This window comes from Actinoallomurus purpureus (genome assembly GCF_024055795.1).
Classification (GTDB): domain Bacteria; phylum Actinomycetota; class Actinomycetes; order Streptosporangiales; family Streptosporangiaceae; genus Actinoallomurus; species Actinoallomurus purpureus.
This window is the reverse complement of the sequence record NZ_JAMXMY010000007.1, coordinates 150910-162708: the sequence shown is the minus strand read 5'-3', so window position 1 is coordinate 162708 and position 11799 is coordinate 150910. Positions and strand designations below refer to the sequence as shown.

General features: G+C 69.9%; 14 protein-coding genes. 10 read left to right on the top strand and 4 right to left on the bottom strand.

Going from position 1 to position 11799, the window contains the following annotated elements; translation table 11 throughout:
- Nucleotides 1-49: 49 nt before the first annotated feature.
- A complete protein-coding gene (locus NE236_RS15455) occupies nt 50-832 on the bottom strand; it encodes an amino acid ABC transporter ATP-binding protein (RefSeq protein WP_252842658.1) in 783 nt (260 codons plus the stop codon).
- A 182-nt stretch (nt 833-1014) separates the two neighbouring features.
- On the opposite strand from NE236_RS15455, the gene miaB reads away from it, so the two are divergent.
- Nucleotides 1015-2541, top strand: coding sequence for a tRNA (N6-isopentenyl adenosine(37)-C2)-methylthiotransferase MiaB (gene miaB / locus NE236_RS15450; RefSeq protein ID WP_289850425.1), 1527 nt, complete (start codon nt 1015-1017; stop codon nt 2539-2541).
- 22 nt (nt 2542-2563) lie between these two features.
- Complete coding sequence (locus tag NE236_RS15445) at nt 2564-3247, top strand: class III extradiol ring-cleavage dioxygenase family protein (protein WP_252842657.1); 684 nt, start codon at nt 2564-2566, stop codon at nt 3245-3247.
- Here the strand turns inward: NE236_RS15445 and NE236_RS15440 are convergent.
- Together NE236_RS15440 and NE236_RS43545 are read right to left on the bottom strand one after the other, a co-directional pair.
- Entirely contained in the window at nt 3242-3481 is a 240-nt protein-coding gene (locus NE236_RS15440) for an antitoxin (protein WP_252842656.1), read from the bottom strand. The two genes, NE236_RS15445 and NE236_RS15440, sit on opposite strands and share 6 nt — an antisense overlap.
- 127 nt (nt 3482-3608) lie before the next feature.
- Entirely contained in the window at nt 3609-4274 is a 666-nt protein-coding gene (locus NE236_RS43545; RefSeq protein WP_289850424.1) for a carbohydrate-binding protein, read from the bottom strand.
- Nucleotides 4275-4597: 323 nt separating this feature from the next.
- Between NE236_RS43545 and miaA the strand changes: the two genes are divergently transcribed.
- The 6 genes from miaA to NE236_RS15400 all read left to right on the top strand — a co-directional run bounded on the left by miaA (nt 4598) and on the right by NE236_RS15400 (nt 9871).
- Nucleotides 4598-5497 carry a tRNA (adenosine(37)-N6)-dimethylallyltransferase MiaA gene (gene miaA, locus NE236_RS15425; protein ID WP_252842655.1) on the top strand — a complete coding sequence of 300 codons (900 nt, stop codon included), beginning with the start codon at nt 4598-4600 and terminating at the stop codon, nt 5495-5497.
- Complete coding sequence (dapF, locus tag NE236_RS15420) at nt 5485-6300, top strand: diaminopimelate epimerase (RefSeq protein WP_252842654.1); 816 nt, start codon at nt 5485-5487, stop codon at nt 6298-6300. Before miaA ends, dapF begins: the two co-directional genes overlap by 13 nt.
- Nucleotides 6301-6387: 87 nt before the next feature.
- Entirely contained in the window at nt 6388-6846 is a 459-nt protein-coding gene (locus tag NE236_RS15415; protein ID WP_252842653.1) for a hypothetical protein, read from the top strand.
- A 216-nt stretch (nt 6847-7062) separates the two neighbouring features.
- The gene (locus NE236_RS15410; protein ID WP_252842652.1) at nt 7063-7656 is read left to right on the top strand and encodes a TetR/AcrR family transcriptional regulator; all 594 of its coding nucleotides are present in this window, start codon (nt 7063-7065) and stop codon (nt 7654-7656) included.
- A gap of 8 nt (nt 7657-7664) precedes the next feature.
- On the top strand, nt 7665-8834 hold the full coding sequence (locus tag NE236_RS15405) for an acyl-CoA dehydrogenase family protein (protein ID WP_252842651.1): 1170 nt from the start codon (nt 7665-7667) through the stop codon (nt 8832-8834).
- Between the two features lie 2 nt (nt 8835-8836).
- Nucleotides 8837-9871, top strand: coding sequence for an acyl-CoA dehydrogenase family protein (locus NE236_RS15400; RefSeq protein ID WP_252842650.1), 1035 nt, complete (start codon nt 8837-8839; stop codon nt 9869-9871).
- Nucleotides 9872-10245: 374 nt separating this feature from the next.
- Here the strand turns inward: NE236_RS15400 and NE236_RS15395 are convergent, their stop codons facing one another.
- Nucleotides 10246-10677 carry an ATP-binding protein gene (locus tag NE236_RS15395; RefSeq protein WP_252842649.1) on the bottom strand — a complete coding sequence of 144 codons (432 nt, stop codon included), beginning with the start codon at nt 10675-10677 and terminating at the stop codon, nt 10246-10248.
- A 126-nt stretch (nt 10678-10803) separates the two neighbouring features.
- Here NE236_RS15395 and NE236_RS15390 point away from each other — a divergent pair, with 126 nt between their 5' ends.
- Nucleotides 10804-11616, top strand: coding sequence for a helix-turn-helix domain-containing protein (locus NE236_RS15390; protein ID WP_308209101.1), 813 nt, complete (start codon nt 10804-10806; stop codon nt 11614-11616).
- Nucleotides 11613-11768, top strand: a complete 156-nt coding sequence (locus NE236_RS15385; protein ID WP_252842647.1) for a DUF397 domain-containing protein — start codon at nt 11613-11615, stop codon at nt 11766-11768. The genes NE236_RS15390 and NE236_RS15385 overlap by 4 nt, the downstream gene beginning before the upstream one ends.
- The last annotated feature ends 31 nt before the right edge of the window (nt 11769-11799 follow it).

Genomic DNA, 11799 nt, shown 5'->3' with positions numbered 1-11799 from the left:
CCGCGGTTCCTCGGGCCTAAGTCCGTCCAGATCCGTGAGCGCGTGGTGCTCAGTGCGTCAGGATCTTGGACAGAAAGTCCTTGGCGCGGTCGCTCCGCGCGTTGGTGAAGAACTCCCCGGGGGTGTTCTCCTCCACGATCTGGCCGTCCGCCATGAACACGACCTTGTTGGCCGATGCACGGGCGAACCCCATCTCGTGCGTCACGACGACCATCGTCATGCCCTCGGCCGCCAGGTTGATCATGACGTCGAGGACCTCTTTGACCATCTCCGGGTCGAGGGCCGAGGTGGGCTCGTCGAAGAGCATCACCTTGGGCCGCATCGCGAGGGCCCGGGCGATCGCCGCGCGCTGCTGCTGCCCGCCGGACAGCTGCGCGGGGTACTTCTCGGCCTGTGAGGCGATGCCCACGCGCTCGAGGAGCTCCATGGCGCGCTGCTCCGCCTCGGTCTTGTCCGTCTTCCTGACCTTGATCGGGCCCAGCGTGACGTTCTGGAGGATGGTCTTGTGCGCGAACAGGTTGAACGACTGGAAGACCATCCCGACGTCGGCGCGCAGCTGCGCCAGGGCCTTGCCCTCTTCGGGCAGCGCCTTGCCGTCGATCCGGATGGTGCCGCCGTCGATCGGCTCGAGCCGGTTGATCGTGCGGCACAGCGTCGACTTGCCGCCTCCCGACGGGCCGATCACGACCACGACCTCGCCACGGTGGATGGTGAGATCGATGTCCTTGAGGACATGGAGCTCGCCGTAGTACTTGTTGACGTTCTCAAGCACCACGAGCGGTCCGCCGCCACTCACCTCGGCCTCCCGGGCCTCCTTGCCGCTCTCCGTCATGTGCGTAAAGCGTACGTCAAACGCCTGCGGTGGCAGTAGAGGCGAGGTACCGATCCGGTCACGGTGCATCCCGCGTCTGCCTGCGTCGGGACGTGAAGTCGATCTTGAGTGCTCCGGCGTGTGCGCGGCCGGCGCCGTGGAGTCTCCGTCCGCCGCCCGGCGCGCGTACTCTTTCCTATGAGATGAGCGCGCCCACGACATTCGACGACCAGCCCCGTACGTACGAGATCCGCACGTACGGGTGCCAGATGAACGTGCACGATTCCGAGCGGCTGGCCGGGCTGCTGGAGGACGCTGGCTACGCCCGCGCGGACGACGGGGCGACGCCCGACGTCGTCGTGTTCAACACCTGCGCGGTGCGGGAGAACGCCGACAACCGGCTGTACGGCAACCTCGGTCACCTGCGGCCGGTGAAGGAGGGCCACGCCGGGATGCAGATCGCGGTCGGCGGCTGCCTGGCGCAGAAGGACCGCGACACGATCGTGAAGCGCGCGCCCTGGGTCGACGTCGTGTTCGGCACCCACAACATCGGCTCGCTGCCGGTGCTGCTGGAGCGCGCCCGCGTCCAGGAAGAGGCGCAGGTCGAGATCAAGGAAGCGCTCGAGACGTTCCCGAGCACGCTGCCGACCCGCCGTGAGTCCCCGTACGCCGCGTGGGTGTCGATCTCGGTCGGGTGCAACAACACCTGCACCTTCTGCATCGTGCCGTCGCTGCGCGGCAAGGAGAAGGACCGCCGCCCCGGCGAGATCCTCGCCGAGGTCGAGGCACTGGTCGCCGAGGGCGTCTGCGAGATCACCCTCCTCGGGCAGAACGTCAACTCCTACGGCGCGGCCTTCGGGGGCCTGGGGGCCGACCCCCAAGGAGGAGCAGGTGGAGATCGGGGCGCGTTCGCCAAGCTGCTGCGCTCCTGCGGGGAGATCGACGGGCTGGAGCGGGTCCGGTTCACCTCGCCGCACCCGCGCGACTTCACCGACGACGTGATCGCGGCCATGGCCGACACGCCGAACGTCATGCCGTCGCTGCACATGCCGCTGCAGTCCGGGTCCGACCGCGTGCTGAAGGCGATGCGACGGTCCTACCGCCAGGAGCGGTACCTCGGCATCATCGAGCGGGTCCGTGCCGCCATTCCGGACGCCGCGATCACCACGGACATCATCGTCGGCTTCCCGGGCGAGACCGAGGAGGACTTCGAGCAGACGCTGCACGTCGTGCGCGAGGCGCGGTTCTCCGGGGCCTTCACCTTCCAGTACTCCAAGCGGCCGGGCACGCCCGCGGCGGAGATGGACGGTCAGGTGCCCAAGGAGGTCGTGCAGGAGCGGTACGAACGCCTGGTCGCCCTGCAGGAGGAGATCTCCTGGGCGGAGAACAAGAAGCAGCTCGGCCGCACCCTCGAGGTGCTCGTCGCCGAGGGAGAGGGCCGCAAGGACCGGCGCACGCACCGCATGTCCGGGCGGGCGCCCGACAACCGGCTCGTCCACTTCGGTCTCGGTGAGGTCGAGGTCGAGGTGCCCCGGCCCGGCGACATGGTCACCGTCGACGTCACCTACGCCGCCCCGCACCACCTCGTCGCGGACGGGCCGGTCCACGCCGTCCGGCGCACCCGGGCGGGTGACGCGTGGGAGCGGCGCACGGCCGCGCCGAAGGGCGTGTCGCTGGGAATGCCGGGCATCGGGCGGCCCGCCTCGCCGCCGGTCTCCTCCTGCCCGTGACCGCGCCGCCCGGGGTGGTCACGTGCTGATCTCCGCGGCGGTGTGCCCGCATCCGCCGCTGCTGGTTCCCGAGGTGGCGAACGGCGCGGCCGCCGAGCTCGACGGGCTGCGGGCGGCGTGCGGTGAGGCCGTACGGCGGCTCGGCGCCGCCGACCGGCTCATCGTGGTCGGCTCCGGGCCTCATGCCCTCGACTTCGGTGCCGGCGCGGCGGGCACCCTGCGGCCGTACGGCGTCGACCTGACGTTCGGGGCGGGAGAGCCGGTCCTGCCGCTCTCGCTGACCATCGGCCGATGGCTGCTCGGCGACCGGCCGGCCGTCTTCCGGAGCGTCGCCGAGGACACGCCGACGGCAGAATGCCTCCGGATCGGCGCGGACCTGGCGGCCCTGCCCGGCACGGCCGCGCTCCTGGTGATGGGCGACGGGTCGGCGCGCCGTACGCAGGCCGCGCCCGGCTATCTCGACCCCCGCGCGGCCGCGTTCGACACGACGGCGGCGACGGCACTGGCCGTGGCCGACGGCGCGGCTCTGGCAGGACTCGACCCCGCCCTCGCCACCGAGCTGTGGGCCGCCGGGCGCGCGTCCTGGCAGGTGCTGGCCGGCGCGGCCGGAGACGGGCGGTTCGACGCCGCGCTGCTCGCGGACGTGGCCCCGTACGGCGTCGGGTACTTCGTCGCGAGCTGGGTTCGCCGTCGCGAGTCCCTATGACGCCTGACCGCCGCCGGTATGACGGGCGGGGTCCTCGGCGGTGTCCTGATCGGGCCGGTGCGGCTCGCCGGAGTGTTCGACGAATTTCCTGGCCTGCTCCTGAGCAGTGTCGATCTGGCTGGAGTACTTTCCGCCGGTCTTGCGGTCGGCCATGTCGCCGGCCTTCTCGATCGCTTGGTCGACCTTGTCGCCGTGCTGGCCGAGAAGGTTCTTGACCTTGTCCATGAACGACATCTGATCCCCCTGACGCGCTCGCCGGGCGCCGACGCTCGACGCCCCTAACGGCCATCTGCCCCCTTATCCGGCAGGGGAACCCCGCCGACGGTGCGCCCGGCCCGGGGCCGGGCGCACCACTGAGCTGTCAGCAGGAACCGTTGTCGGTCCACACGTTCTGCGCGTTGGCGCCGGGGACGTCGCCCTGGGTCCACCACTTGGCGGTCCAGCGGTGACCGTTGTACGACACGCTCGCCCCACCGGTGTAGGCCGTGCCGGCGTTCCAGGCCGGCAGCCCGGCGCAGCCCGTGCCGCCGCCCCCGCCATTGAGCTGGCCGACCGCTTGCTGGGCCTCTGCCATGTGCTGCTGGTAGGCGCCGTTGGTGTAGGTCGTCCACGGTGTCCAGTCGGCACCGGACGAGGAGATCCGGTAGGAGGCCTGGGCGGCGCTGTTCGGGTCGAACGCCTGCGCGTCGGACACCTCGGAGTGCCAGTAGGAGTTGATCTGCCAGAGTCCGCGGTCACGGCTGCAGTCGGAGTCGACCAGCACCGCGCGGGTCCAGCCGCTGCTCTCGGCCAGCGCCACCGCCACCGAGACGACCAGCCCCTGGCCGGTGAAGCCGTTGTTCCTGGCGGTCTGGGCGATCTGCAGGGCGCTGTAGTGATCGCCCGCGAGTGTGCTGGTCACTGTGCAGGTGGCCGAGGGGTGGGCGGTGGCACCGGGCGGGACGGTGCCCGCCTCGGCGGCGGTGCCGGTCAATGCGGTGAGTACGACCGTGGTGAGCAGGGCGGGGAGCCACTTGCGAAGCAGCATCGATCCTCCAACGGGGGGTGAGGGGGCGATGAGGCGATGAGCTGCGTAGCCGGGATGGCGGGTAACTATTAGGAAACTTTCCTGAAAGTTGAATCGATGGTAGGCCGAGGGCGATGGTGTGACAAGACGTCATGACGCACAGTTCGAGCCGCCCTGACCGGTCTACCTCCCGTACTGGACCGGGCCCCTCGCGGGCGCGGCGATCGGCCGAATGAGGCCGAATAAGGAAGTCTCGATCACGCCGGGGAGTCGATCCGAAAAGCGCTGAGACCGTGGAGGAGGCACACCGCCGGAAACGGCAGAATGGAGCCGGTGGAGGGGAGATGAGAGTGATCGCCGTCGTGGGGCCGACCGCCGCGGGCAAGTCCGACCTCGCCGTGGAGCTCGCCCTGCGGCTCGGCGGCGAGGTCGTCAACGCCGACTCCATGCAGCTCTACCGGGGCATGGACATCGGCACCGCCAAGCTCGCAGAGCCGGAGTGGCGCGGCGTGCCGCACCACCTGCTCGACGTGTGGGACATCACCCGCACGGCGAGCGTCGCGGAGTACCAGGAGCTCGCGCGCCGGACGGTCGCGGAGATCCGCGGGCGCGGGCGGGTGCCCCTGCTCGTCGGCGGCTCCGGCCTGTACGTCCGGGCGGTCCTCGACGACCTGGAGTTCCCCGGCACCGACCCGGAGCTGCGGGCCCGGCTGGAGGGCGAGCTCGCCGAGCACGGATCCGCCACCCTGCACGCCCGGTTGGCCGGGCTCGACCCGGCCGCCGCCGCGTCGATCCTGCCCGGCAACGGCCGCCGGATCGTCCGGGCCCTGGAAGTGATCGAGATGACCGGGCGGCCCTTCACCGCGTCCATGCCGTCCTACGCCGACACCGGGGACTCGGCGCAGGTGGGACTGGTCGTCCCCCGCCCGGAGCTCGACGAGCGCATCGCCGTGCGCGTCGAGCGCATGTGGAAGGCGGGCTTCGTCGGCGAGGTGCGCGCGCTGGAGCCGTACGGGCTGCGCGACGGGCTCACCGCCAGCCGCGCGCTCGGCTACGCGCAGGTGCTGCGGTTCCTGTCGGGGGAGTGGACCGAGGAGGAGGCGAAGCAGGAGACGATCCGGGCCACCCGGCGGTTCGCCCGCCGTCAGGAGTCGTGGTTCCGCCGCGACCCTCGCGTGCGCTGGATCCCCTATGACGCGCCCGTCGAGACCGCCCTGGATACGATCGGGTCATGCGCTTCGTGAAGGGGCACGGCACGGAGAACGACTTCGTGATCGTGCCGGACCTCGATGGCTCGCTCGACCTGACGCCGTCCCTGGTGGCCGCCCTGTGCGATCGGCGCGCCGGGATCGGCGCCGACGGCGTGCTGCGCGTCGTACGGTCCAAGGCGCTCGGCCGCGACGCCTCCGAAGCCGAGTGGTTCATGGACTACCGCAACGCCGACGGCAGCATCGCGGAGATGTGCGGCAACGGTACGCGCGTGTTCGCGCGATACCTCGTCGACGCCGGCCTGGCCGCCCCCGGTGACCTCGCGATCGGGACGCGGGCGGGCGTACGCGCGGTGAGCCTGGGCGCTACCGGCGATGTGACCGTGGACATGGGCGCTCCGAAAGTCCTGGGGGAGGGCCGGGCGGTGGTGTCCGGCCGGTCGTACGCGGGGCTGCGGGTCTCCATGGGAAACCCCCACCTGGCCTGCCCGATCACCGAGCCGGTCGCCGGCCTCGACCTGACGCTCGCCCCCGACGTCGACGCGGACGTCTTCCCCGAAGGCGTCAACGTGGAACTGTTCCGGCCGGTGGGCGACGGCCAGGTCGAGATGCGGGTGCACGAGCGGGGATCGGGCGAGACGCGCTCGTGCGGTACGGGCTCGGTCGCGACGGCCGTCGCCGCCGCCCACGCCGAGGGCCGGACGACCGGCACCTGGGAGATCGCCGTACTGGGCGGCGTCGTCACCGTCATCCTGGACGGCACCACGAGCTTCCTGCGAGGCCCGGCGGTCCTCGTCGCCGAGGGCGAGTTGCGCCCAGACTGGCTCGCCGGCCACTGATCGCTCCCGTACCGCCGTGACCGGCCTCGGGCCGGACCTGTATGTACAGCGGTGACTGAATCGTCCAGTCGCTGTACGGTACGGCTCATGATCAATACCGGAAGGCGTCTGCTGCCGCTGGCCGCTGCCGTGATTCCAGCCCTGACGCTGACGACAGTGCTGGCCTCGGCCGCGCCGGCGAGCGCGGCGGGCCCGTCATGCGGGTCCAGATACGCCCTGCGCAGCACCCATTCGATCTACGTGGACTCCAAGGTCCGCGGCTACGTCAAGGTCTACTACAACTCCTCCAACGGCTATAACTGCGCGCTCGCCATCCGTAAGGGATCGACGTCGCTCTACAACATCAAGCTCAAGCTCTGCGTCTACAACGCGGCCCGGACCAAGTACGGCGACTGCCGGTACGACGGTTATGGCACGAGGAATCACTGGTACGCGGGGCCGCTCTACGTCCGCGCGCCCCATCGCTGCCTCTACGTCTACGCCTTCATCAACACCAACGGCTCGAGCAACGGCGACATCACAGGCAAGAAGGTCCACTGCGGTTAGCCGGCGTGTCGGGGCTGATTCCCGGCCGACGAGTCAATCCGGTCACTGGCAGGTGGACGTCGCGTTCTCTGGTGTCTCGTGAGACGGGAAATTTCCCGTCTCACGAAACACTCGCCGACAAGCACCCATGCCGCCCGCCCGGCTACGGGCTCCCGCGGTCCGAACCACGCGGGCGATTAGTCGATTACCGAATCAGTTTCGGTTACGATGAGCGCCATGACCCCCGTGAAGCGCCAGGCGCGCGCCGAGCGCACCCGCGCCGCGCTGCTGACGGCCGCGCGGGAGGTGTTCGAGGAGCGGGGCTTCCTCGACGCCAAGATCAGCGAGATCTGCGAGCGGGCCGGCGTCGCCTACGGCAGCTTCTACACCCACTTCGCCGACAAGGACGCGGTCTTCGCCGAGCTGATCGACCAGATGCTGAACGGGCTGCTCACCGTCATGCGGGCCGAGCCGCTGAACGGCGACGGCCCGGCGGCGCGCATCGCCCGCGCCAACCGCGCCTACCTGCGCGCCTACCGGGACAACGCCCGGCTGATGGCGGTCTTCGAGCAGGTCGCCACGTTCTCCCCGGCGATGCGCGACACGTACCTGCGGGCCTGGGGGGTCTTCTACGACCGTCAAGAGCGCGCCATCCGGGAGTGGCAGCAGGCCGGGCTCGTCCCGGACGACGTCGACCCGCGTACGGCCGCGGTGGCGCTCGCGACGATGATCGGCCGGACGGCGTACACCTGGTACGTCCTCGGCCGGCCCCACGACGACGGCGACGTCGAACAGCTCACCCGGCTCTACTGCCGGGCGATCGGCATGTAGGAGGCAGCGTGGACTTTCGCGACACACCCGAGGAGGCCGCGTTCCGCGCGGAGCTTCGCTCGTGGCTCCAGGAGAACGCGTCCCACCGCGAGGTCGAGGCGGGCCGGGGTGACTTCGACGCGCTCCGTGCGTGGGGCGGGCGGCTGTACTCCGCCGGGTACGTCGGGCTGACCTGGCCCGAGGGGTTCGGCGGGCGTGGGCTGTCCCCGACCTACCAGGCCATCTATCTGGAGGAGTCCGCCCGCGCCGACGCCCCCGGCCACCCGGGCGTCATCGGTCTCAACATGGCCGGCCCGACGATCATCGCCTGGGGCACCGACGAGCAGAAGCAGCGCTACCTCAAGCTGCTGCTGTCAGGCGAGGAGATCTGGTGCCAGGGGTTCTCCGAGCCCGGTTCCGGCTCCGACCTGGCCGCCGGGCGGACCAGCGCCGTCCTCGACGGCGACCACTGGGTTGTCAACGGGCAGAAGGTGTGGTCGTCCTACGCGCACAAGGCCGACTGGTGCATCCTCGTCGTCCGCACCGACCCGGACGCGCCCAAGCACGCCGGCCTGTCCTACCTCATCGTCGACATGCACGCGCCCGGCGTGACCGTACGCCCGCTGCACCAGATCACCGGCGACCCGGAGTTCAACGAGATCTTCTTCGACGATGTCCGGGTGCCCCGCGACTCGATGCTGGGCCGGCCCGGTGACGGGTGGAAGGTCGCCATGACCACCCTGCTGCACGAGCGCGGCACGCTGGGCTTCGCGCTGTCCGCCGAGCTCGAGCGCATGGTCAACCACCTGGTCGAGCTCGTACGGCGGCCGGGACCGGACGGCCGGCGGCCCGCCGATGACCCGCTGATCCGCGACGCCGTCGCCCGCGAGTGGATCGAGATGCAGTCGCTGCGCTTCACCAACTACCGGGCGCTCACCACGCTGCTGGAGACCGGCATCCCCGGCCCGGAGGGGTCGGGCGTCAAGCTCGCCTGGAGCGAGGCCAACCAGCGCCTCACCTCGCTCGCCCAGTCGGTGTTCGGCCTGCACGCTCAGGTCACCGGCGACGACGCGCCGTGGAACGGGTTCTGGCAGTACTGGCAGCTGCGGTCCCGTGGCAACACGATCGAGGCGGGCACCTCGGAGATCCTCCGCAACATCATCGCCGAGCGGGTCCTCGGCCTGCCGAAGGGACGTTGATCATGGACTTCGCGTTCTCCGAAGAGCAGGAGCAGCTGCGGGGCTTCGCCCGCGACTTCCTCGCCGAGCGCTATGACGACGTCCGCCTCGCGCAGATCGCCGACTCCGAGACCGGCGTCGACGCCGAAGTGTGGGCGAAGCTCGCCGAGATGGGATGGCTCGACGCCGAGCTGACCTTCCTCGACCAGGCCGTGCTCCTGGAGGAGACCGGCTACCGGCCGCTCGCCGCACCGTACTTCTCGACCGCGGTCCTGGCCGCTCCCGCGCTCGACGACGAGACGGCCAAGCAGGTCGGCGAAGGCCGGCTGACGGCCACGCTGGCGTGGGCCGAGCCGGGCGTGCCCCAGGGACTGCTGGACGCGGCCGGTGCGACGGTCTCCGGCGGGCGGCTCACCGGGGAGAAGGTCCTGGTGCCGGACGGCGCGGCGGTCGACCTGTTCGTCGTGACGACCGCCGACGGGCTGTACGCCGTGGACGCCTCCGACGCGGCCGTCACCCCGCACGGCGCGCTGGACGGCACGCGGCGGCCGGCGAGCGTCCGGTTCGACGGCGCTCCCGCGCGCCCGCTCGCGAGCGGTGACACGGCCGCCGAACTGCTCGGCCGGATCCGCGATCGCGCGTACGCCGCGGTGGCCCTCGAAGCGGTCGGCGTCGCCCAGCGCGCGCTGGACCTGCTCGTCGCCTACGCCAAGGACCGCAAGCAGTTCGGCAAGCCGATCGGCGTCTACCAGGCCGTGTCGCACAAGGCGTCCGACGTCTACGTACGGCTGCAGGAGGCCCGCTCGCTGGCTTACTGGGCGGCGTGGTGCGTCGCCGAGAACGACCCGATGGCACGCCAGGCATGCCTCGCCGCCAAGGCCTTCGCGGGCGAGGCGGCGGTCTTCGCCTGCGAGAACGCCATCCAGGGGCACGGCGGCATCGGCTTCACCTGGGAGCACGTGCTGCACCGCTACTACAAGCGTGCCCAGTGGCTCGCCGCGTTCGACGGCCCGGCCCGCGCCCAGCGCGCCGAAGTCGCGGCCTTCCTCATGGACTGACAGGGGCAATGGGTGCCGGGAGCGTCGCGCCGGATCTGCCGGCGAAACGCTCCCGGAGGCCGCGGATCATATGGTGACGGGTGCGACAAATGGAAGGGTGACCGTCAATGCCGGGAATTTGTCGCACGCCTGAAAGGCTTGTTTCCTTCAATGCTGTTCTGGGCGGCGATGGAACGGCGGATTGTCACTTGCTTGATGACATCGTCGGTTAATGTCGCGCTTGTTGTGGCCGAATATTCATTGAAAAATACCCTTATGTCGTCTGTCTTCTCTTGCTCGACCCTGTGCAACGCTGATTCGGGGGTGGCCGCAGGGGTGTTCGGGTCCGGCGTGGTCTCCGGGCGGTGACGGTGCGGCGGTGTGGGGTGCGGTCGTCATCCGAGAATCAGGCACTCACACCATACGATTTTTCCACCCGAGTTTAATGTTTCATATCCCCAGTCCTTCGAGAGGGCTTGGACGAGAACCAGTCCGCGGCCGTTCTCATCATCGTCCGACGCAGTGCGTCTGTGTGGCGGTTCGTCGCATCTGTCCCACACTTCGATCAGCAGCTTCTCGGAAAACGTCGAGAGACAGAGATAGATCGACGATCCCGTCCCGCGCCGGCTGCCCCGGATGGCGCCGTTGGCACCTCCCGTGGCCTTCACCGCATTCGTCACCAGCTCACTGACCAGCAGCTCCGCCGTCTCTGTCATCGTCTCCAGCTGCCAGGCCCGCAGCGCCCATCGCGTGTAGGCCCGCGCCCGGCCGGCGGCGGTCGGCAGAGCGGCGATGAGCATGCAGCCCGAACGCGGCGAAGATGGCATCTCTTACGCCTTCCTGACGGTGTGCGATTTACTTCCCACGTCTACCTGGGGAGACGTACTCTCGGAGCAAAGACCCCGTTACCGTGAGCGAGAGCGCCCGGTCTGTGAGGCGGTTGTGAGGAAGCTGTGAGGTTCAATGACGGCCGTACCTGGCTGGAGTATTTCGCCGCTGAGTTACGTTCTTGGCGTGAGTACCGGAAGATGAGCCAGTTGCAGTTGGCTCAGGCGATCAATTACTCGGAGTCCGCCGTCGGGATGGTGGAGACCGCGCGGCGTAAGCCGAAACTCGATTTCGTCAAGCGTTGCGACGACGCCCTTGGAACCGGCGGAGCGCTCAGGCGGCTGCTGAAAGAACTCGTCGAACGCGAGTTGATCCCGGACTGGCTCGATCGGTGGCGAATCATCGAAGAACAGGCGACCGCGCTGAATTGGTTCGAATCGCTCCTTGTGCCGGGGCTGCTCCAGACTCCGGACTACGCCCGCGCCGTGTTCGAGAAGAGCGGCCAGCCGGCGTCGCTCGACATCGAGACGCAGGTGCGGACCCGGCTGGAGCGGCAGCGGATCCTCACCCGCGACGACCCGCCCATGTTCGTCGCCGTCGTCGACGAGGGCGTTCTCCACCGGGCCATCGGCGGCCCCAAGGTCATGTACGAGCAGCTCATGCACCTGGTGGCGCTGTGCGGGGCGCGGTCGGACGTGGTCGTGCAGGTCATCCCGGCGGACGCCGGTGCGTACGCCGGCCTGGCCGGGCCCTTCGTCATCGCGACGATGGACGGGGACGAGTTCGTCTACCTGGACACCGCGCTCTACGGCCAGGTGGCCGAGAGCGCGCAGGACCTGGCGATCGTGAAACGGATGTGGGAGTCGCTTCGTGCCGAGGCGCTCCCGCGTCAGGCATCTGTCAACCTCATCAAGGAAGTGGCCGAGAAATGGAAATGATCTGGCGTAAGTCCACGCGGAGCAGCGGCAACGGCGGCGCGTGCGTCGAGGTCGCGACCTGGCGCACGGCCGCGCGCAGCAGCGGCAACGGCGGCAACTGCGTCGAGGTCGCGTGCGTGCCCACGCGCGAAGCCGCAGGCCGTAGGAGCTGAGGCGGCGGCGGGGCGGGAACCGCCCCGCCGC

What these genes read in the sequence shown, in the direction of transcription:
- NE236_RS15455 (WP_252842658.1), bottom strand. Translation starts at nt 832, where the DNA reads ATGACGGAGAGCGGCAAGGAGGCCCGGGAGGCCGAGGTGAGTGGCGGC.
- NE236_RS15385 (WP_252842647.1), top strand. Translation starts at nt 11,613, where the DNA reads ATGATCTGGCGTAAGTCCACGCGGAGCAGCGGCAACGGCGGCGCGTGC.
- miaA (WP_252842655.1), top strand. Translation starts at nt 4,598, where the DNA reads ATGAGAGTGATCGCCGTCGTGGGGCCGACCGCCGCGGGCAAGTCCGAC.
- dapF (WP_252842654.1), top strand. Translation starts at nt 5,485, where the DNA reads ATGCGCTTCGTGAAGGGGCACGGCACGGAGAACGACTTCGTGATCGTG.
- NE236_RS15440 (WP_252842656.1), bottom strand. Translation starts at nt 3,481, where the DNA reads ATGTCGTTCATGGACAAGGTCAAGAACCTTCTCGGCCAGCACGGCGAC.
- miaB (WP_289850425.1), top strand. Translation starts at nt 1,015, where the DNA reads ATGAGCGCGCCCACGACATTCGACGACCAGCCCCGTACGTACGAGATC.
- NE236_RS15395 (WP_252842649.1), bottom strand. Translation starts at nt 10,677, where the DNA reads ATGCCATCTTCGCCGCGTTCGGGCTGCATGCTCATCGCCGCTCTGCCG.
- NE236_RS15410 (WP_252842652.1), top strand. Translation starts at nt 7,063, where the DNA reads ATGACCCCCGTGAAGCGCCAGGCGCGCGCCGAGCGCACCCGCGCCGCG.
- NE236_RS15400 (WP_252842650.1), top strand. Translation starts at nt 8,837, where the DNA reads ATGGACTTCGCGTTCTCCGAAGAGCAGGAGCAGCTGCGGGGCTTCGCC.
- NE236_RS43545 (WP_289850424.1), bottom strand. Translation starts at nt 4,274, where the DNA reads ATGCTGCTTCGCAAGTGGCTCCCCGCCCTGCTCACCACGGTCGTACTC.
- NE236_RS15415 (WP_252842653.1), top strand. Translation starts at nt 6,388, where the DNA reads ATGATCAATACCGGAAGGCGTCTGCTGCCGCTGGCCGCTGCCGTGATT.